This is a genomic window from Micromonospora noduli, assembly GCF_003264365.1.
Taxonomy (GTDB): domain Bacteria; phylum Actinomycetota; class Actinomycetes; order Mycobacteriales; family Micromonosporaceae; genus Micromonospora; species Micromonospora noduli.
Genome location: NZ_PYAK01000011.1, coordinates 108,442 through 126,441 on the forward strand (window position 1 = coordinate 108,442; position 18,000 = coordinate 126,441).

Sequence of the window (18,000 nt, forward strand, 5' to 3'; positions counted from 1 at the left end):
TCGGTCGGGTCACAGGACCACCGCCGTTCGAGATTTCGAACTAGGTTCGATATACCGTATCGAGTGGTCGCGACGCTAGGGCAGTGCCATGAGCAATGTCAATGTTTCGATGTTGTTTCGACCGAAAGCGGGAGGGTGCCTACCGAGGTTGCGCCCGGTAACCCATTCGAGTCGACAGCACAGCCGCTCCCTCGCGAACCAGCCCGGTCCACTCCACCTGCACCTGAGGCGTCCAACGAATGATCGGTGCGGACAGACTCATCCCAGCGATGATGGTGCCGGTATGGTCCCGGATCCCCGCAGCGACACAGCGCATCGCGGTGTCCGACTCACCGATGTCGACAGCGACACCCTCCACCCGGACACGGTTCAGATGCTCACGAAGAAGATCCGGGTCGGTGATGCTGTCCGGCGTCATGCCCGGCAGAGGGCCCTTCAGCAGGACGGCGTCCAGGTCCGCCTGGCCGAGAGCCGACAGCAGTACCTTGCCGACGGCCGTGCAGTGAGCGGGCAGCCGCAGCCCGACCCCGGAAACCATCCGAACGGGGTGGGTGCTGTCGAACTTGACGAGATAGATGACATCGGCGCCGTCGAGCACCGCCACATGAACCGCCTCGTCGCACGCGGCGGCCATGTCCCGCGCGACGCCCTGCGCCTCGCGTACCAGATCAAGCCGGCCCGCGAACGCCGCGCCCAGCTGGAACAGCGGCATGCCGAGCCGATACTGCACAGGCTGACCCGGTATGGAGATCAGGTACGCGCGAGCCTCGAGCGTCACGAGCAACTCGTGGACAGTCGTGCGCGGCAGGTCGAGTCGCTCCATCACCTGGCGGGCCGACAGCTGGGGGCAGTCCAGGAACAGTTCGAGGACGTCGAGGGCGCGGATGACCGCCGGTACCACACGGGGCATGTCGATAGTCCCTTCGCAGTGCCGGACCCGTGTCAACGATCTTCACGCGGGCCAGCACCTGAAGAGGATATCTACGTCGGCTCCCGGCGCCAGGTGCCGAACTCGTCGTCGATGGGAGCCGTCTGGACGGCGCGGCGATCGGCAGCCGCTGCCATCTGTCCGGATCGCCGCCCGCCCGAAACATCTCGGACGGGCGGCGAAGGGCTCAGCTCTGGCTGACCAGGCCGGCGTCGACCACGTACTCTCCGCCGTGCACGGCCTGGAATTCGGCGCTGGCGACCAGCAGGGTCGGCTCGAACTGGTACGACCTCACGATGTCCGAGTCCGTGGCGTCGTCACCCACGTCTGCGACACTCCGGCCGTACGTGGCGGCTGCTTCCAGCCGGACCTCGTACAGCAGCTCGGTGCGGGCGGTGATCGACCAGGTTCCGTCCGGGTTGACGGTGGCCGAGCCACCGCCAATCGCCTGTCGCTGCGGACTCGACAGACTCACCTCCAACACGCCGTCCGGGCCACCGGCGATGGCCGGCTCATCCGCCTCGCGCTGCCCATCCCGGTCAAGGTCGTGCCACACACTGCCGCGGATGACGCACGTGCCCGAGATCGCCACCGTGACGGATTCGGTGTTGTTGTCGGTGTTCGTCTCGCGGCGTTGCGGGGTGATGCTCGTGGTGATGGGCACCCTGCTGCCCGGTGTCGCGCCGGCCACGACGAACGGCACGAACAGCCGGCTCGCCCGACCACCGGCCGCCAATTGCGGATACGAGCACGTGTAGCTCGTCGTGCTCACTGCCGTGCAGGTCCAGCCAGGGGCACCGACCGACGGGGTCGTTGTCCTGAGCCCCGCGGGCACCGCGACAGTGACGCTGATCGGGTCCGACGCTCCGGTGCCGTAGTTCCGGATGTCGATCTCGGCGGAGAAGGTCTCGCCCTCCGCCGGATTCAGCACGTCGGTCATCATCAGATCGACGACCAGATCGGGCTGGAGTCGCCCGGCCGCCACCGCGTCGGCCGGAGCAAGTGCCGCCGCGCCCCCGACGAGGGCGAGGGTGGCCAGCGAGGTGGAGAAGGTACGTCGGATCGAGCGGGAAAGGGAACGAGGGCGCATAGGTTCCTCACGTCGCGGGTGACGGCCCTCCCAGGACGGTGAAGGCCGGACTGGAGATCAAGATCTCCACTCATCCGGCGTCGTCGATCAGCCCGGCGTTACACAGAGCCGGTGTCAGTTGTGCCTGTCCCCTATGCTGCGCCAGGCAGTTGGTGTGAGCAGTCCATTTAGGGGGCGCGGAGCCGCATGGCCGACGAGATCAAGTACGAGTACAAGACCGTACGGCCAGTTCGCGGCACCGACGGCTGGGTCATCTCGAAGATGCAGAAGGATGGCTGGGAGCTCGTGCAACAAGCACCAGGCACGCTTCGCTCCACCGTCAACTTCCGTCGGCCAAAGAAGCCGCAGCCGTGGCTCCAGATCGGCGCGGCGGCCGCCGTCCTCGTGATCCTGGCCGTCGTCATCGGCGCCGCCTCGGCACTCGGCGGCGAAGACGAAAAGAAGCACGAGTCAGACAAGTCGACGGCTGCTGTGAGCGAGAAACCGTCTGCTACGCCGGCTCCGACCGCTGTCGAGTCGGCTGCCACTGAGGTGATCACGCCGCAGAACAATCCGGAGTTCGCCGCGCTGCTGAAGGCGGACGATTGCGACGACGCGAACGTGGCCTTCGCGACCAGGTACGAGGGCAAGACGGTCGCGTTCAACGGCTCGATCGTGAACATGGCACCGCACGGTGACTACGACACCCGCTACGACTTCCTCCTGGGCCCAGGCGACAAGGGCCCGAACACGACGACCGGCCCGGCCTTCAAGTACGAGGACGTCAACATCCTTGACCTGAAACTAACCGGCAAGCAGATCCCCGCCACCGTTGGCGTAGGCGACAAGTTCCGCTTCGTCGCCGAGATAGGCGAGTTCAAAACCGCCCAGTGCCTCTTCCTCCTCGACCCGGTCTCGACGGAAGTCCGGTAGTCAAGATGGGCCAGCCGCGTCACTACCGGACCAGTTTGCCCGGTGATCATCTAGGCGGACATGTCACGGCCGGACCTTGATCCGCCGAACTCCGGCTGCGTCGCAGCGTCGGTCCCGCAACCGGCGGCCGTCGAACCTGCGCCTCAGTCCTGGCCGACCTGGACGTTCACCCCCTGGTGGCGATGCAGATCTTCGGCACGCCCAGTTCTGGCCCCGATCACGGCAATAGCGGCCCCACAATGGGCCGCTGACCTGCATAAGAGTGGGCCGCCAGGGACCCGAACCCTGAATCCCTCTCGTGCTGCGGGGATCGGGCACTTGTGCCCGGGGATCTTGCCGAGGTGACTGGGACTGAGGCCATAGGAGCGTCCACTTCGCTGGCGGCAGCGATGCCGACGACAGCGCGTGCGGGCCGTGGGGCACCCGGTCGCCGGGCTCGCCCTCTGGTGTTGTCTTCGTGGCACCATGTTGCGCTATGGATCATCAGGGGCAGTTTCATCGTGCAGCGCTCGCGTTGGGCATCCCGGACGACGAGGTCAGCCGGTTCATCCAGCACCTCCGTTTGTCGATCCGGTTGAGCGGGGGATCCGGCGGTGTTCCGGTCGGGCAGTTCGGTGGGTTGCCCCGGCTGCCGGTGGGCATGGACTGGCCGTCCGACGGGGTCAGTCCGTTGCCGTTCATCTTCTCGGTCGACTGTGCGGCGCTGCCAAGAATCGACGGCTTCGGCCTGCCGGCAGACGGCTCGCTGCTGTTCTTCCTGGACCACGAGCAGGCCGCTGCCACCGGGGAGCGAAGGTTCGGGCGAGTCGTGTATGTGCCGGCCGGTACCGATACCGAGCTGGCGACAGGATCCACCGACGACGAGTTCGTCGGCGAGCAGTACGACGTCGGCGCCACGCTGCGCGCTGAGTTCCCCGATTGGTTCGGGAGGGACGACGAGGACGAGGAGGACGAGGACGACCTGTCGCCCTTCCAGCAGCAGTTGGCCCGTGACCTCGAGCGTGACCTGCCGCACCTTGACGAACTCTGTGCTCTGGTCGACAAACTCTGGCCGCCTGACAACGGGTACATCAGCGCCTATATCGGCGGGTATGCCGACGAGGAAGTAATCAAGAGTATTGCGGAGCAGACCCTCGCGTGGCGCGAGAAGACCGGCGAGATCGTCATCCCGGTCGCGAAATGGTATTCCCATGTGGAGAAGGAGACACGCCGGCTGACGAGTGAGTGGCTGTCGCTCGCCCGCTTTTCCGTAGACAACGAGCTTTATTACCGGAGCGACGGGAGTTTCGTGATCCGCCACGACGACCTGGCCGCTAGTCGGCTGGACGAGGCACTTTCCGTGGCTGAGTTGGTCCCATAGAACACCGGCGGCGGCTGTCCCCCGTCAAGTGAAGCTGATGTGCAACGGATCAAGTGAAGCCCGACATCGCCGGCAGCCCGGCCGCTGGCTTCACTCGGGTGGCTTCGCTGCTTCACCTGACTGCTCACGCCGGATGGCAGAAGGACGGCACCTTCCACTCCCTGCGCCACTTCTTCGCCACGACGTTTGATGCGCAACGGTGTCGAGCCCCAAGAGGTGCAGAAGGCGCTGAGGCACGCCAACCGGGAACCTTCCGCCGGCCAATATCCGATCTGAGTTGTGCCCCGGGTGTGCCGGATGATCTTCCGTTAGGGTTTCTGCAGCTCAGAGGGGTCTGTGGTGGGCCGCCAGGGACTCGAACCCTGAACCTATGGATTAAAAGTCCACAGCTCTGCCATTGAGCTAGCGGCCCGCGCGCTCAGGTTACCCGACGGTGAGCGGCGACGGCTCTCGGCTTCCGGCCCGCCGTCGATGGCTGCGGCCGGCCGGCTGCCCCCTCACGTGATCATCACTTGTCGGCGGCACGGTCGAGGGTGCGGGGCGCTGGGTCGGTGATCGGACGTGAACCAAGCGACCTCGCGCTGTGGTGCATGGGTGTGTGTCGGTGGGGAACCAGGACCGGCATGGGATCGAGCCGATTGCCTGCCGTGGCGGCCTCCGGGGAGGAGGCCGGGCGCGATGGCGTACGCCAACCGGGTGGCGAGGTGCACGCCTGGTTGCCCGGCCAGAATCAGACGGTCTGTGGCCTGGCACTGAGCCGGACCCGACTGCGTCGCTTCCCGCATGTGCGCTTCGACTACTCGGGTACCGACGTGCTCACTGAGGCGGACGCCGTGGGCTGGATCTGTCCACGCTGCCTGGCCGCCACCGCCGGTAGGCGGGGCAAGGAGAAGCACGGCTGGGTACGGGAGTCTCCTCGCCCTTGATCGACTCGGGATCCCGGAAGTCGGGGTGTTCTGCGCGCGCGGATGCCGCGACTTTCAGGAAGTCGAGTGGATCAAGCCGCGCGCGCCGCAGGCCCCCGCCGCGCTGGTGGGCGGTTGAGCTGCTGCTGGGCGGGTACGGGGTCGGGCATGCGGATCGTGGTGGTGGGGGCGAGCGGCAACGTCGGTACGGCGCTGCTGCGGCGGCTGCGCCGGGAGCGGGGCGTGGAGCTGGCCGGGGTCGTTCGACGGTTGCCCGGCCCGGATGCCGGCGAGCCGTACGACCAGGTGGAGTGGCACTCCTGCGACATCGGCGCGCCGAGCGCGACCGGGCAGCTTGCCGAGGTGTTCGCGGGTGCGGACGCCGTGGTGCACCTGGCCTGGCAGATCCAGCCCAGCCACGACCAGCGGGTGCTGCGCCGGACCAACGTCGAGGGCAGCCGGGCGGTGATCAACGCGGTGGTCCAGGCCGGTGTTCCGGCCCTGGTGTACGCCTCGTCGGTCGGCACCTACGCGCCCGGCCCGAAGGATCACCCGATCAGTGAGCGGTGGCCGGCCACCGGTGTGCCTGGTTCGTCGTACAGCGAGCACAAGGCGGAGGTGGAGGCGCTGCTGGACGGGGTTGAACGGGATCAACCGACGCTGCGGGTGGTGCGGATGCGACCCGGGTTGATCTTCCAGCGGGCCGCGGGTGCGGAGATCACGCGTTACTTCCTCGGCCCGTTGGCGCCGGTGCGGCTGCTGCGCTTCGGCCGGATCCCGCTGGTGCCGACGAACCGCCGGTTGCGGATGCAGGCGGTGCACGCCGATGACGTGGCCGACGCGTACGCCCGGGCGGTGTTGGGTGATGCGCGCGGTGCCTTCAACGTCGCCGCGGATCCGGTGCTCACTCCGGAGCTGGTGGCCCGGCACTTCCACGGTTGGACGGTGCCGGTCGCCGCGCCGGTGCTGCGGGTGGCGGCGGCGCTGACCTGGCGGGCGCGGCTGCAACCGGTCGACGTGGGCTGGGTGGAGCTGGGTCTGAACGCCCCGCTGATGTCCAGCGAGCGCGCGGAGACCGAGCTGGGTTGGCAGCCCAAGATCAGTGCGCTGACGGCGCTCAAGGAACTCTTCGCCGGGATGGCCGACGGCGACCACACGCCGAGCCCGCCGATGTCCGGCGCACGGGATCTGCCCGGCCGCCCCGCCGCCCTCCTCCGCGCCCGCCCCCCAGGCGAAGGAAACCCCTACTGACCCACCCCAGCTTGTTGATCAAGAGCTTTCGGTCAGGAAACACCGCCCCGATGACCGAAACCCCTTGATCACCGGCGCGGTCGCAAGCGGGGTGGGCAGGGGCGGGCGGGTTAGGAGAGCTTGGAGTTGGTCAGGGTGGGGTTGCGGGCGCCCAGGAAGAAGATGCCGGGGAAGCCGCGGGTCTCGAACTTGGCGCTGGGGTTGCGGCGCAGAGTCGAGTTTTCGATCCTCATCGTGCCGGTGCGGTTGTTGCTCACGAAGAAGACCGCGCCGCCACCCTCGTTGGCAGTGTTGTTCTCGATGATCGTGCCAGCGATCCGTACGGTGAACTCGTTGCCGTCGCAGTAGATCGCGCCGCCGCTGCCGCCGCCGGGCGTACCGGACTTGGCCGGGTTGGCACCGCTGCCGATCGCCTCGTTGTTCCTGAGCAGGCTGTTCAGCACCACCCACGACACGCCGATGCTGCTCAACGCCCCTCCGTTGGAGCAGGAACCGCCGTCGAAGGTGCTGCCCACCACGTACACCGGCTTGTTCTCGTACTGGCTCAGCACCCGGACGGCCGCGCCACCCAGGTCGGGGCCGGTGCGGTCGCAGCGGTTGCGGACGAAGCGCGAGTTGACGACCTTCAGCCGCCCGCCGCGTACGAAGATCGCCCCACCGCCGCCGCCCTCGGCCTTCTCACCGGTGGAGTTGCCGTCGGCGAAGGTGAGGTTCTGCACGATGAGCTGCGGGTGATCCTGGTTCTGGCAGTGGGAGGTGGTGAAGCCCTGGGCCTCGTCGCAGGTGTTCATGTAGAGGATGCGGCGCTGCCCCTGGCCGCTCAGCGTGACAGTGCCGCCGCCGTCCAGCACGATCTTCGGCCCGTTGGCGTTGCGGACCTTCGCGGTGGCGGCCATCTTGATCGTCACCGGGGCCGGTCCGCAGTTGAACGTGATGACACCGCCGGCCGCGACGGCCTTCACGACCGCCGCGGAGGTGCAGCTCGCCGGGGTGCCGGTGCCGATGGTCCGGGTCGGCTTCGAGGTGTCCACCGCCCGCGCCTCGGTCGGCACTGTGGCCCTGCCGTTCGGGTTGCCGGCGGCGAGCACCTTGTTGGCGGGCTTCGGGCTGGCGCTGGCCCCCGGGCCGCCGAGGCCGTCCCGCGCACCCGGCGCTTCGCTCTGACCGCCGGTCGGCAGCGCCGTCGGCGAGGCGGTCGAGCCGGCCTCGAAGGCGGGGGCCGGGTCGTTGGGCGCGCAGGCGGGCAGGGTCGCGGTGGCGACACCGAGGACGAGGAGAGCGGCAAGCGACGTCATGCGCACCCAGTGATGCTAGGAGCCGCGACGGCGTCGCGACGAATCCGCCGGGCCGGCTTAATGCACCGCTAAGCCACGCCCGCCGCCCGCCTGCTGCGGCGCGGTGGGGCCCCGGCGGCAAATCGGGCTCAGAAGTCGGCGAAGAGGTACGGCACCCGGCGGGGGAAGAGGCCGCGCAGCTCCGAGGCGGCGTCCACCGGCACCTCACCCAGACCGCGTAGCGGCAACTCGGCTGGGTCCAGCACCCCGTACGCGAGGGCGGAGAGCCCGGCGGCGGTGAGCGTGGCGGTCGGCGCGTGGCCGGTGGTGTCGTCGACCAACTCCAGCGCGCCGGTCGTGCCGTCGAGCAGGTGGGTGCCGGCCAACCAGCGGTCCCCGGTCAGCTCGATCCGCACCCGGCCCGGGCCGGCGGGCAGCCCGCTCAACGCGTCCAGCGACAGCAGTCGGGCCATCGGCGCGGACGAACCCGGCACGGCCGTACGGGCCTCGACGTGCACGTCCAGGTCGGTCAGCCACAGCTCGGGCAACTCGTCCGGCGGAACCTGAACGGTGACCCGCTCGATCTGGTCGACGTGCCGGGCGAAGAACTGCAACAGCAGCGCCCGCGCGAGCGGGTCGGTTACCAGCAGTTCGTTGCCGTGCAGCGTGCCGCCGTGCTCGTCGATCCGGTACGTCACCGCGCCGGTGATCTCCCCGCCGACCCGGGCGGTGAGCAGCCAGTACTCGTCACGGTCACGCATTCCGACCGCCCGGTAGTCCGGGAAGATCGCGAAGCCGTGTCGTTCCTGGAGGTTGCGCTCGGTGAACGCCCGCCACGCCGGATAGCCGGCGGCGACGCGTTCCCAGCCGACCTCGCCGGGCAGGTCCACCCGGAGCAGCGAACCCAGGTTGGCCGGAGTGAAGGTGACCCGGCGGGGCTTGGGCAGCCCGACGTAGCCGAACCGGGCGTAGAAGCTGGGCCGGAACGGATAGAGCGCGCTGAGCGGGTGGCCCTCGTCGCGCATCTCGTCGAGGAGTTGGTGCAGCAACGTCCGGACGTGCCCCTGCCGGCGGGCCAGCGGATGGGTCGCCACCCCGGCGACACCGGCCATCGGCAGCACCACCCCGCGCAGGTTCTGTCGCATCGGGATGGCCGAGACGGCGGCCAACGTGGTGCCGTCCTCCTCGGCGATCAGCGTCCGGTTGCCCTGGTTGTAGGGCAGGTAGTCGCGGAACTCCGCAGTCCGGGCAGCGCTGAGCGGCGAGGACTCGAAGGCGTACGCGGCCAGCGGGAAGCTGGTGGTGAGACGGTCGTCGTCGGTCACCCGGCGGATGGTCATTCGCCCATCTCAACCCGCCGCGCGGGTCGTAGCAACCGGATTGGCCCGATCCGCGGCCGGCACGGCGGTCAGCCGACCGGCAGGTGCCGAAGGTGGCGACGGCGGCGCAGGCGGACGCTGGCCACCGCGGCCACGCCCAGGGCCAGCAGGGCGGTGACGACGAGCCCGTGCAGCAGGCCGCGGGAGAGGTAGCCCTGGTCGGTGTTGTCGACTGTCCAGGTGGCGATCTCCCGGCTCGACCAGAACGGCGTCAACCTCGCCCCGGACCCGGCCGGGTCGATCAGCATCTGCACCGTCACCACTGTCAGCAGCAGCAGCGTGCCCTCCAACTCGCGGGGCAGCAGCGCACCGATCAGCATCCCGAAGGGCGCCGCCACCGCGACGGAACAGAGCAGCGCCGCCGCGAGGCCGCCGTACCGCAGGTCCGCGCCGTCGATAATCGGGAGGAGGAAGAAGGGTACGGAGATGACCAGCCCCACCGTCCACAGGCCGAGCATCCGACCGAGATAGAGATGGTGTGGACGGTAGCCGGCCAGCCGCAGCCTCGGCTCCAACTCGCGGGCCGCGGTAGTGGCGAACAGCGCGGCGGTGCTCACCGCCCACCCCACGCCGAGCAGCAGCGAGCGAACCGACTGCCCGAGGTAGGCGTCCCGCCGGATCAGGTAGAAGGTCAACGGCATCAACAACAACAGCAGGAGTACGCCCCGACGCCGCAGCAGCTCCCGCAGGGTCATCTCGGCGACGGTGACGAGCCGGTTCACGGGCGACCTCCCTGGATGCCGGGCGCGTGCCACCCGGTCTCGTGTGCCGGGGTCAGGTCGAGCACGATGTCCACCCGGTCGAGTTGGTTGAGCAGGTGGGTCACCACGACGATGGCCGTGCCGGCATCGCGCAACCTGCTGAGCTGGTCCCAGAAGTTGACGTACGTTCCCTGGTCGAAGCCCTGGTACGGCTCGTCGAGCAGCAGCACGTCGGGGGCGCTGAGCGTGGACATGGTCAGGTTGAGCTTCTGTCGGGTGCCGCCGGACAGGTGGCGGGCCTGCACATCGCCGCCCGCTTCCCAGCCGAGCTGCCGGGCCGCCGCCCGACCGGCGCGGCGGGCCGGGCCCCGGGCCACACCCTGACCGGCGCCGACCAGCACGAAGTGCTCGTCGGCGAGCAGGAAGTCGGCGGTGCCGCCGGACTGCGGGCAGTAGCCGAGCCGCCCGGAGACGGTCACCTCGCCGGCGTCCGGTGACATGAGTCCGGCGCAGATCCGCAGGAAGGTGCTCTTGCCGCAGCCGTTCGCGCCGACGACGGCCGCGATCTGTCCGGCCCGGACGGTCAGCGTGGCGTCGCGCAGCACGGTTCGTCGCCCGTACCTCTTGGTGATGCCCGCCGCGTGCAGTCGGACCGGCCCGGGGCGCGGTCCGGGCGCGGTGCCGATGCTCTCCACGACCGCGCCCGCGTACTGCTGGGGTGGGCCGAAGACGACCCAGGGGTCGCCGCCGCCCTCGCGTAGGTGCGTGGCGGCCTCGGCGACCACGTGCCGTGCGGCGTCCGCCGCGACCCGGCGCTGGTGCAGCTCGGCTGTGAGCGTACGCAGCCAATCGTCGGCGTTCACCGGGTGACCCCCTTCGTGACGATGTCGTTCACCGGCTGGACGAAGGTGAGCCAGGCGCTGCCGCCGGCGCGGAGCGCCGCGTGCCCGTCGTCGGTGAGCCGGTAGTACTTACGGGCCGGCCCAGCGTTGCCCTCCCGCCACTGCGCGGTCACCAGGCCGGTCTTCTGTAGGCGCAGCAGCACGGGATAGAGCGTGCCGCCCTGGATCGGCCCGACGCCCGCCGCGTCGAGCGCCTGGGCGAGCTGGTAGCCGTAGGACTCGCCTTTGGACAGCAGGGCCAGGACGCAGATGTCGAGCACCCCCCGCAGCCACTGCCCGCGCCGGTCGGAATCCACGCGAGGGACAGTAGCGGCGCAAGCTAGATGGCACAACCACCTACTGTGGCAGCGGAACCCGAACCAGTCGGTTCGGGTGAGCCGCCGAGTGAGTCGTACGGGTCAGCGGGCGACGACGTCGGAGACCACGACTGTGACGTTGTCCGGCGCGCCGGCGTGGTGGGCCAGCTTCACCAACTGCTCGCCGCACTGCTGGCGGTCGGCGTACATGCCCAGGGCCGCGGCGATGGCCTCGTCCTCGACGTAGTCGGAGAGCCCGTCGCTGCACAGCAGCAGCCGGTCACCGGGAACCACGGTGAGCACCCCGACCGCGGGTGGGGTGTCGGCGCCCTGCACGGCCCGGGTCACCAGGGACCGCTGCGGGTGGTGGCGGGCCTGCTCGGGAGAGAGGGTGCCCTGATCGACAAGCGCCTGCACGAACGTGTCGTCCCGGGTGAGCTGGGTCAGCTCCCCCTCGCGCAGCAGGTAGCAGCGGGAGTCGCCCACCTGCGCCAGCACCAGTGTCTCCCCGGCCAGCAGCGCCGCGGTGAGCGTCGTACCCATGCCGTCCCGGCTCGGGTCGACGGTGATGGCGGCGTGGATGCGCTGGTTGGCGGTGCTGACCACGGCACGCAGCGCGTCGGCGGCGCCGTCGGGGTCGGTGGGCGGAGCCAGCTCGTCCAGGATCCGGATCACGATCTCGCTCGCCACCTCGCCCGCAGGCAGCCCACCCATGCCGTCGGCGACGGCGATCAGGCGGTCACCGGCGAGGGCGGAGTCCTCGTTGTTGGTGCGCACCAAGCCGATGTCGTTGAGGATGACCGAGCGGAGGATCAGCGTCATGGGGTCAAGCTTGCCAAGAACAACCCGCATTCGTCTCTACGCCTCCTACCTAGGTCGAGAAATGATTGCGATTTTCGTCGACGGGGCCGACGGTCCGTGACCGATCGGCGGGGTCTCAGCGACGCGGATAGCGCAGGAGCAGGCTCGCGGCGACCTCCTCGTCACCCACTGCCGCGTAGCTGTGTGGCACGTCCGACACCCAGCGGAGGTGACCGCCGGCCGGAGCGGTCAGCGGTGCGTCGGTCGGCCCGGCGCGCAGCACCCCGGCGAACACGGTGACGTGCTCGGTGACCCCCGGCGCGTGGGCGGGGGAGAGCTGGGTGACGCCGGGCGCGACCCGCATCCGGTACAGCTCGTAGGTCGCGTCGGTGTCGGTGAACACCTCCAGCAGGGTGGCGGTGACCGCGGTGCCGTGCACGGTGGGCTCGGCCGCCGGTTCGGCCAGCAGGGCGGTGAACGGTACGCCGAGCTGCGCGGTGACCGCCCAGAGCGTCTCCAGAGTCGGGTTGCGGGTGCCGTGTTCCAGGCCGGAGAGGGTGGCCTTTCCGACACCGGCGAGCCGGGCGAGTGTGGACAGCGAGATCCCCTGCTCCTCGCGCAGGGCGCGGACCCGGCGCCCGACGACGGCGGGATCCACGTCGAGGCCCGGGCGGGCTGGTGGTGAGTGCGGCACCCGGCTATCGTGCTACACGCTTCCGTTCCGTAAACGGAACAGTCGGGAGGGTGGGGTGGCCGGACGCGTGCAACCGGTGCTGGCGGGGGTGGTGACGGCGCTGGTGGGCTTCGCCAGTTCGTTCACAGTCGTGCTGGCCGGGCTCCGAGCGGCGGGCGCGTCGGACGCACAGGCCGCCTCCGGCCTGCTCGCTCTCTGCGTGGCGAGTGGGTTCGTCGCCGTCTGGTTGGGCTGGCGGTACCGGATACCGATGAGCGCGGCCTGGTCCACTCCGGGCGCGGCGCTGCTGGTGGCGACCGGGCCGCCGCCGGGCGGATGGCCGGTAGCGGTGGGCGCCTTCCTCGTCTCCGGTGTGCTGATCGTCGCGGCCGGGTTGTTCCCGCCGCTCGGCCGTGCGGTGGCCGCCATCCCCAAGCCGGTGGCCGGCGCGATGCTCGCCGGGGTGCTGCTGCCGCTGTGCACCGCCCCGGTCCGCGCGCTGGTCGAGCTGCCGGTGGTGGCCGGATCGGTGGTGGTCGGTTGGCTGCTGCTGCACCGGTTCGCCCGCCGCTGGGCGGTGCCCGGTGCGCTGGTGGTGGCCGTGGCGGCGATCGCACTGACCGCACCGCCGACCGGCCTGACCGGTGCCGCGCTGATCCCGTCGGTCACGCTCACCGCACCGGCCTGGAACGCGTCCGCACTGGTCGGGTTGGCCCTGCCGCTGTTCCTGGTCACCATGGCCGCGCAGAACGTACCCGGCATGGCGGTGCTGGTCGGCTACGGCTACCGGCCGCCGTTCGGCGCCGCGCTGCGGACCACCGGCCTGGCCAGTCTGCTCGCCGCCCCGGCCGGCGGGCACGCGGTGAACCTCGCGGCGATCACCGCCGCGCTGGCCGCCGGCCCCGACGCGCACCCCGACCCGGAGCGCCGATGGATCGCCTCGGCCACCGCGGGCGCTGGGCTGGCCGTGCTCGGCCTGGGCGCCGGCGTGGCCACCACCCTGGTCGCGGTCGCCCCACCGATCCTCATCGAGGCGGTCGCCGGGCTGGCGCTACTGGGCGCCCTCGCCACCGCGCTCGCCTCGGCGGTGACCGACCCGGCGACCCGGGAGGCCGCCGTGGTCACCTTCGTGGTCACCGCGTCCGGGGTGACGCTGATCGGCGTGGGCGGCGCGTTCTGGGGCCTGGTCGCGGGCTGCCTGATGCTGCTGCTCTTCCATCGCCGCCAGCCCGCCGCGCCCGACCAGCCTGCCGCGCCCGACCAGCCTGCCGCGCCCGACCAGCCGGCCCCCGCCGCGCAGGGAAGATCCACTCGGGTTTCATGAAGTCGGGCGGTCCCGAGGCTCCGGATGCCCCGATTTCCGTGAACCCGAGTCGATCAGGAAGGTGGGGTCACTCCTCGGGCGGCAGGTCGGCCACCCCGACGGCAAGGAGGACCCGGCCGTCGGCCACCGACCCGATCCGGTCGGCCGGTACGTAGACCGCGCCGGTGCGGGTCAGGTCGGTCGAGACCTTCAGATAGCCGCTGTGCAGCAGCCGCGCCGCCAGATCGGCCGGGACGTCCGGCTCCTCGACCGCGGTCGCCTCGATCAGCTCGTCCAGGCTGCTGCCCGGGTCGGCGGTCGGTGTCTGGACGGTCACCGCGTTCGGGTCGCCCCGCTGGACGAGGTCCACGGTCCCGACCTCGGTGCCAGCTGAGTCGATCACCGGCATCCCGGTGGTGATCCGCGAGATGGTCGCCTGCTGCGCGTCCTGCTGGTCCATCCCGCTGCGGTTCCCAGGGCGGCGCGCCGCTAAACGCCGCCGCCTGCCCGACCGACGCTCAGCGGCCGCCGCAGCCTCGGTGTGGTCGGCACCTCGTCCCAGGGGCAGCGGCTCGGAGGCGACAGGTCCGGAGGCGCAGGTCCGGAGGAGGTGGGCGGGGAAGTGGGTCGGGCGGTGGGTCGGGCGGTGAGCCGCAAGGTGGTGGGTCGGGAGGTGACAGACCGGGAGGTGGCAGGTCCGCAGGCGATGGGCCGGGAGGCGATTGGGCCGGGAGGTGATGGCCCGGAGAGCGTTATGACTCTGAGGCATAAATATGCCTCAGAGTCATAACCGTCGGAAGCAGTACCGCCTCCACAGCCGGCGCAACCACAGCCGGCGCAACCACAGCCGGCGCAACGTGGCGGGCGACGGACCGCGACGCCAGCGGCACGCGGCACACGCCAGCGGCACACGCACACGCCACCGGCGCACGGCACACGCGCAGACGGCGTTCCGCCCGCTCAGCTGTTCGGGAGGGTCCAGCCGCCGGGCGGGCGGGGGGACAGCTCCCGCCAGGTGTCCGGGCCGTCGAGCAGCGCCCGGACGGTGTCCTCGGCCTCGTCCGCACTGCCGTACTCGTAGAAACGGGAGATGCCCTCGGCGCCGCCGGCCCGCTGCTCGACGTGCCACCGGTCGGCGTCCACCCGCAGGAAGACGTCCCGCCGGGCCAGCCGCCCCCACTTCCCGTTCCACCAGTGCTTTCGCTGCTCCATGGCGGGACTCTATCGAACACACGTACGAGAAGGTGCGGCCCCTGCGGGAATCCCACAGGGGCCGATGTGCATCCGTTCGGGTCAGCGCTGCGTCGGCGGCTCCGGGCGACGGCCCAGCACGTCGTCGAGCGCCCCACGCTGCTGGCCGGGGGTGGTGTGACCGGCGGAGACCAGGGCGTCCCGGATCTCGGTGAGCAGCTTGACCTCCTCGCTCGGTGCCGAGGGCGGCGGCTCCTCGCCCCGACGCCGCCGCTCGGCCAGCTTGTTCATCGGGAACACCACGAAGAAGTAGAGCACCGCCGCGGTGAGCAGGAAGGTGATCAGGGCGTTGATGAACCCCGCCCAGTCCATGTAGTTGTCCTTGGTGATCTCCCACCTCCCGGCCGACAGGCCAGTGCCCCCACCGAGTGCCTTGATGAGCGGTTCGAGGAACGACTTGGTGAGTTGTGTGACCACGCCGGTGAACGCGGCGCCGATCACGATGCCGACCGCCAGGTCGACGACGTTGCCGCGCATGATGAAGTCTTTGAAGCCCTTGAGCATTCGTACTCCCGAGGTGTCCGCTTTTCTGTCGGGCACAACCTATGCCCGTTCGGCGGGTTCCAGAAAAGCGCCGGCTTCGAGCGCCGCCCGGCCGGGATCGCCGGCCCGGATCGCCTCGACCAGCCGGGTGTGGTCGACGTAGCGCTCGGGGGTGAGCTCCCCGCCCATGGCCTGGGCGACAGTGCTGCGCAGGGCGGTGCCCACCGAGGCGTACAGCTCGGCGAGCATGGCGTTGTGCGCGGCGGCGACCACCGCCGTGTGCAGTGCCGCGTCGGCCTCGACGAACGCGTCGACCCGGCCGCCGTGCCAGGCGGCCTCGCGCTGGGCGAGCGCGTCGTCGAGCGCCGCCAGGTCCTCCGGGGTACGCCTCAACGCGGCGAGCCGGGCGGCCTCCACCTCGAAGGCGCGGCGTACCTCGATGACCTCGGTCATCCGGTCGTCGCCGAGTCGGCGGGCGACCACCGGTGCCAGTTCGTCGGTGGACACCACGTAGGTGCCGGAGCCCTGCCTGCACTCCAGCACCCCGGCGTGCACCAGGGCGCGGACCGCCTCGCGGACCGTGTTGCGCCCGACACCCAGCGCGGCGACCAGTTGTGGCTCGGTGGGGATGCGCCCGCCGACGGGCCATTCGCCGCCGAGGATCCGGGCGCGGAGTTGCTCGGTGGTCTGCCGGACGCGGTGGCCGCGGGGCGGCACGGTGGGCTGGCCGCGGGGCGGTGCCGGCGGGGCGGAGGGGAAATCAACCGACGGTGGCACTGGTTACATCACCGGTCCCAAATTCATCCCATGATTGTAGGTTAAGGGTCATGACCCCGCCACCAACCGCCGCTCCGGCACTGCCCGCCCCCGTCGCCGTCGACCCTCGCCCGACGCGGGACCCCGGCACCGGCCGGCGGACGCACCCGGCGACCGGTGGCGCGCTGGTGCTGGTCGGGATGCTGCTGGTCGCACTCAACCTGCGCGCCGTGGTGACGAGCCTCGGCGCACTGCTCGACGAGGTTCGCGACGGGCTGGGCCTCTCCGGTGTCACCGCCGGTCTGGTCACCACCCTGCCGACCATCGCGTTCGCCGGCCTCGGCGCGCTCACCCCGTGGCTGGTCCGCCGGGTGGCGCCGGCCCGGGTGCTGGTGGTCGCCATGTTCGCCCTCGCCGTGGGCCAGGTGCTCCGGGTAATCACCGACTCGGCCTTGATCTTCGTGCTCACCAGCGCGCTGGCGCTGTCCGGCATCGCGGTCGCCAACATCCTGCTGCCGATGCTGGTCAAGCAGCACTTCCCACACCGCACCGGCCTGGTCACCGGGGCGTACACGATGGCGTTGACAGTGGGCACGACGGTGGCCGCCGCCTCCGCGGTGCCGATCGCGCACGCCTTCGGGTCGTGGCGGGCCGGGCTCGGCGTCTGGGCCGCGATGGCCGCGGTGGCCGTACTCCCGTGGGTGCCGCTGGCGCTGCGGACCCGCGCCGCGGCGCGGCGGGCGACCCCGACGGCGGTCGTCGCCACGCCGGCGCGGGTCCGGCCGGCGCGGACCCGGCTCGGCTGGGCGATGGCCGTCTACTTCGGGGCGCAGTCGCTCAGCGGGTACGCGATCATGGGCTGGCTGGCCCAGCTGTTCCGCGACGCCGGTTACCAGCCGGAGTCGGCCGGGCTGCTGCTCGCCGGGGTGACCGCGCTCGGCGTGCCGATCGCGCTGCTGATGCCCACCCTGGCCGGTCGGCTGGGCACCCTGCGACCGCTGGTGCTCGGGCTGACCACCGCGTCGGCGCTGGCCTACCTGGGGTTGGCGCTCGCACCGCACGGTGCCGCGCTGCTCTGGGTCGCCCTGCTGGCGATCGGTCAGGGAGCGTTCCCGATGATCCTGACCGCCATCGGCCTACGCGCCCGCACCGCCGAGGGCACTGTCGCGCTCTCCGCGTTCGCGCAGAGCACCGGGTACGTGATCGCCGCCCTCGGCCCGCTGATGGTCGGCATCCTCTACGAGGCCACCGGCGGCTGGACCGCGCCGATCGGGTTCCTGCTGGGTGCCCTTGCCGTGCAGACGACGGCGGGCATGGCGATCGCTCGTCCCCGTTACGTCGAGGACGAGTGACGCACGCGGACGGTCAGGAGGAAGCCGGCGTCGATTCGCCGGCGACTGCCTCATCCACCGTCGGGTAGGTGTGCAGCACCTCGACCAGCCCGCTCACCTCAAGGATGCGCAGCACGCCGCGCTGCGGGGCGGCCAGCCGGACCACGCCGCCAGCCTCGTCGCAGCTGTTCTTGGCGCGGACGAAGACCGACAGACCGGTCGAGTCGCAGAACGAGACGTCCGCCAGGTCGAACACCAGCCGGTTGCGGCCCTTGTCGAGCAGGTCGGTGATCTGGTCCTGCAGCTGCGGTGCAGTGGCCATGTCCAGCTCGCCCGCGACCGCCACGACGACCACGTCGCCGCGTTGTTCCGTGTGCACCGTCAACGACATTCGCCAGACCTCC

General features: G+C 70.6%; 20 protein-coding genes and 1 tRNA gene. 6 read left to right on the forward strand and 15 right to left on the reverse strand.

Annotated features, from left to right (window positions below):
• Positions 1 to 139: 139 nt before the first annotated feature.
• Complete coding sequence (locus tag GUI43_RS11765; RefSeq protein WP_112586309.1) at positions 140 to 910, reverse strand: IclR family transcriptional regulator; 771 nt, start codon at positions 908 to 910, stop codon at positions 140 to 142.
• A 205-nt stretch (positions 911 to 1,115) separates the two neighbouring features.
• On the reverse strand, positions 1,116 to 2,018 hold the full coding sequence (locus GUI43_RS11770; RefSeq protein ID WP_112603291.1) for an SdrD B-like domain-containing protein: 903 nt from the start codon (positions 2,016 to 2,018) through the stop codon (positions 1,116 to 1,118).
• A gap of 186 nt (positions 2,019 to 2,204) precedes the next feature.
• On the opposite strand from GUI43_RS11770, the gene GUI43_RS11775 reads away from it, so the two are divergent.
• Positions 2,205 to 2,930 carry a DUF4839 domain-containing protein gene (locus GUI43_RS11775; RefSeq protein ID WP_112698793.1) on the forward strand — a complete coding sequence of 242 codons (726 nt, stop codon included), beginning with the start codon at positions 2,205 to 2,207 and terminating at the stop codon, positions 2,928 to 2,930.
• Positions 2,931 to 3,405: 475 nt separating this feature from the next.
• A complete protein-coding gene (locus tag GUI43_RS11780) occupies positions 3,406 to 4,290 on the forward strand; it encodes a DUF1963 domain-containing protein (RefSeq protein WP_112698794.1) in 885 nt (294 codons plus the stop codon).
• Positions 4,291 to 4,627: 337 nt separating this feature from the next.
• On the opposite strand, the gene GUI43_RS11790 is transcribed toward GUI43_RS11780, so the two are convergent.
• Positions 4,628 to 4,702: transfer RNA gene (locus GUI43_RS11790), tRNA-Lys, on the reverse strand.
• Between the two features lie 211 nt (positions 4,703 to 4,913).
• Between GUI43_RS11790 and GUI43_RS11795 the strand changes: the two genes are divergently transcribed.
• Both GUI43_RS11795 and GUI43_RS11800 read left to right on the forward strand, forming a co-directional pair.
• Positions 4,914 to 5,216: a hypothetical protein gene (locus GUI43_RS11795; RefSeq protein WP_112586319.1), complete on the forward strand. Its 303-nt coding sequence runs from the start codon at positions 4,914 to 4,916 to the stop codon at positions 5,214 to 5,216.
• A gap of 147 nt (positions 5,217 to 5,363) precedes the next feature.
• Positions 5,364 to 6,446, forward strand: coding sequence for an NAD-dependent epimerase/dehydratase family protein (locus GUI43_RS11800; protein ID WP_112698795.1), 1,083 nt, complete (start codon positions 5,364 to 5,366; stop codon positions 6,444 to 6,446).
• A gap of 110 nt (positions 6,447 to 6,556) precedes the next feature.
• Here the strand turns inward: GUI43_RS11800 and GUI43_RS11805 are convergent, their stop codons facing one another.
• The 7 genes from GUI43_RS11805 to GUI43_RS11835 form a co-directional block, all read right to left on the reverse strand.
• Entirely contained in the window at positions 6,557 to 7,741 is a 1,185-nt protein-coding gene (locus GUI43_RS11805; protein ID WP_112698796.1) for a hypothetical protein, read from the reverse strand.
• 128 nt (positions 7,742 to 7,869) lie between these two features.
• Positions 7,870 to 9,060 (reverse strand): GNAT family N-acetyltransferase, encoded by a 1,191-nt coding sequence (locus GUI43_RS11810; protein ID WP_112698797.1) that lies wholly within the window; start codon positions 9,058 to 9,060, stop codon positions 7,870 to 7,872.
• A 68-nt stretch (positions 9,061 to 9,128) separates the two neighbouring features.
• Positions 9,129 to 9,821 carry a hypothetical protein gene (locus tag GUI43_RS11815; RefSeq protein ID WP_112586327.1) on the reverse strand — a complete coding sequence of 231 codons (693 nt, stop codon included), beginning with the start codon at positions 9,819 to 9,821 and terminating at the stop codon, positions 9,129 to 9,131.
• Positions 9,818 to 10,663, reverse strand: coding sequence for an ABC transporter ATP-binding protein (locus GUI43_RS11820; protein WP_112698798.1), 846 nt, complete (start codon positions 10,661 to 10,663; stop codon positions 9,818 to 9,820). Before GUI43_RS11820 ends, GUI43_RS11815 begins: the two co-directional genes overlap by 4 nt.
• Positions 10,660 to 10,998 (reverse strand): PadR family transcriptional regulator, encoded by a 339-nt coding sequence (locus GUI43_RS11825; protein ID WP_112586330.1) that lies wholly within the window; start codon positions 10,996 to 10,998, stop codon positions 10,660 to 10,662. The genes GUI43_RS11820 and GUI43_RS11825 overlap by 4 nt, the downstream gene beginning before the upstream one ends.
• Positions 10,999 to 11,100: 102 nt before the next feature.
• Entirely contained in the window at positions 11,101 to 11,820 is a 720-nt protein-coding gene (locus GUI43_RS11830; protein ID WP_112586332.1) for a PP2C family protein-serine/threonine phosphatase, read from the reverse strand.
• Between the two features lie 115 nt (positions 11,821 to 11,935).
• On the reverse strand, positions 11,936 to 12,493 hold the full coding sequence (locus GUI43_RS11835; RefSeq protein ID WP_249037720.1) for an XRE family transcriptional regulator: 558 nt from the start codon (positions 12,491 to 12,493) through the stop codon (positions 11,936 to 11,938).
• A gap of 55 nt (positions 12,494 to 12,548) precedes the next feature.
• On the opposite strand from GUI43_RS11835, the gene GUI43_RS11840 reads away from it, so the two are divergent.
• Positions 12,549 to 13,796 (forward strand): benzoate/H(+) symporter BenE family transporter, encoded by a 1,248-nt coding sequence (locus GUI43_RS11840; protein WP_112698800.1) that lies wholly within the window; start codon positions 12,549 to 12,551, stop codon positions 13,794 to 13,796.
• A 67-nt stretch (positions 13,797 to 13,863) separates the two neighbouring features.
• Here the strand turns inward: GUI43_RS11840 and GUI43_RS11845 are convergent, their stop codons facing one another.
• The 4 genes from GUI43_RS11845 to GUI43_RS11865 form a co-directional block, all read right to left on the reverse strand.
• Positions 13,864 to 14,235, reverse strand: coding sequence for a hypothetical protein (locus GUI43_RS11845; RefSeq protein ID WP_112698801.1), 372 nt, complete (start codon positions 14,233 to 14,235; stop codon positions 13,864 to 13,866).
• 500 nt (positions 14,236 to 14,735) lie between these two features.
• Positions 14,736 to 14,987, reverse strand: a complete 252-nt coding sequence (locus GUI43_RS11855) for a hypothetical protein (protein WP_030486188.1) — start codon at positions 14,985 to 14,987, stop codon at positions 14,736 to 14,738.
• A gap of 81 nt (positions 14,988 to 15,068) precedes the next feature.
• The gene (gene mscL, locus GUI43_RS11860; RefSeq protein WP_112603247.1) at positions 15,069 to 15,530 is read right to left on the reverse strand and encodes a large conductance mechanosensitive channel protein MscL; all 462 of its coding nucleotides are present in this window, start codon (positions 15,528 to 15,530) and stop codon (positions 15,069 to 15,071) included.
• A gap of 39 nt (positions 15,531 to 15,569) precedes the next feature.
• On the reverse strand, positions 15,570 to 16,226 hold the full coding sequence (locus GUI43_RS11865) for a FadR/GntR family transcriptional regulator (protein WP_112698802.1): 657 nt from the start codon (positions 16,224 to 16,226) through the stop codon (positions 15,570 to 15,572).
• A 110-nt stretch (positions 16,227 to 16,336) separates the two neighbouring features.
• Here GUI43_RS11865 and GUI43_RS11870 point away from each other — a divergent pair, with 110 nt between their 5' ends.
• On the forward strand, positions 16,337 to 17,617 hold the full coding sequence (locus GUI43_RS11870; protein WP_112698803.1) for an MFS transporter: 1,281 nt from the start codon (positions 16,337 to 16,339) through the stop codon (positions 17,615 to 17,617).
• A gap of 13 nt (positions 17,618 to 17,630) precedes the next feature.
• Here the strand turns inward: GUI43_RS11870 and GUI43_RS11875 are convergent, their stop codons facing one another.
• Positions 17,631 to 17,987 (reverse strand): STAS domain-containing protein, encoded by a 357-nt coding sequence (locus tag GUI43_RS11875; protein ID WP_091395791.1) that lies wholly within the window; start codon positions 17,985 to 17,987, stop codon positions 17,631 to 17,633.
• Between the last annotated feature and the right edge of the window lie 13 nt (positions 17,988 to 18,000).

Coding starts and splice junctions, on each gene's coding strand:
- GUI43_RS11770 (WP_112603291.1), bottom strand. CDS start 2,018: ATGCGCCCTCGTTCCCTTTCCCGCTCGATCCGACGTACCTTCTCCACC.
- GUI43_RS11845 (WP_112698801.1), bottom strand. CDS start 14,235: ATGGACCAGCAGGACGCGCAGCAGGCGACCATCTCGCGGATCACCACC.
- GUI43_RS11780 (WP_112698794.1), top strand. CDS start 3,406: ATGGATCATCAGGGGCAGTTTCATCGTGCAGCGCTCGCGTTGGGCATC.
- GUI43_RS11870 (WP_112698803.1), top strand. CDS start 16,337: ATGACCCCGCCACCAACCGCCGCTCCGGCACTGCCCGCCCCCGTCGCC.
- GUI43_RS11775 (WP_112698793.1), top strand. CDS start 2,205: ATGGCCGACGAGATCAAGTACGAGTACAAGACCGTACGGCCAGTTCGC.
- GUI43_RS11800 (WP_112698795.1), top strand. CDS start 5,364: ATGCGGATCGTGGTGGTGGGGGCGAGCGGCAACGTCGGTACGGCGCTG.
- GUI43_RS11765 (WP_112586309.1), bottom strand. CDS start 910: ATGCCCCGTGTGGTACCGGCGGTCATCCGCGCCCTCGACGTCCTCGAA.
- GUI43_RS11810 (WP_112698797.1), bottom strand. CDS start 9,060: ATGACCATCCGCCGGGTGACCGACGACGACCGTCTCACCACCAGCTTC.
- mscL (WP_112603247.1), bottom strand. CDS start 15,530: ATGCTCAAGGGCTTCAAAGACTTCATCATGCGCGGCAACGTCGTCGAC.
- GUI43_RS11795 (WP_112586319.1), top strand. CDS start 4,914: ATGGGATCGAGCCGATTGCCTGCCGTGGCGGCCTCCGGGGAGGAGGCC.
- GUI43_RS11855 (WP_030486188.1), bottom strand. CDS start 14,987: ATGGAGCAGCGAAAGCACTGGTGGAACGGGAAGTGGGGGCGGCTGGCC.
- GUI43_RS11875 (WP_091395791.1), bottom strand. CDS start 17,987: ATGTCGTTGACGGTGCACACGGAACAACGCGGCGACGTGGTCGTCGTG.
- GUI43_RS11830 (WP_112586332.1), bottom strand. CDS start 11,820: ATGACGCTGATCCTCCGCTCGGTCATCCTCAACGACATCGGCTTGGTG.
- GUI43_RS11805 (WP_112698796.1), bottom strand. CDS start 7,741: ATGACGTCGCTTGCCGCTCTCCTCGTCCTCGGTGTCGCCACCGCGACC.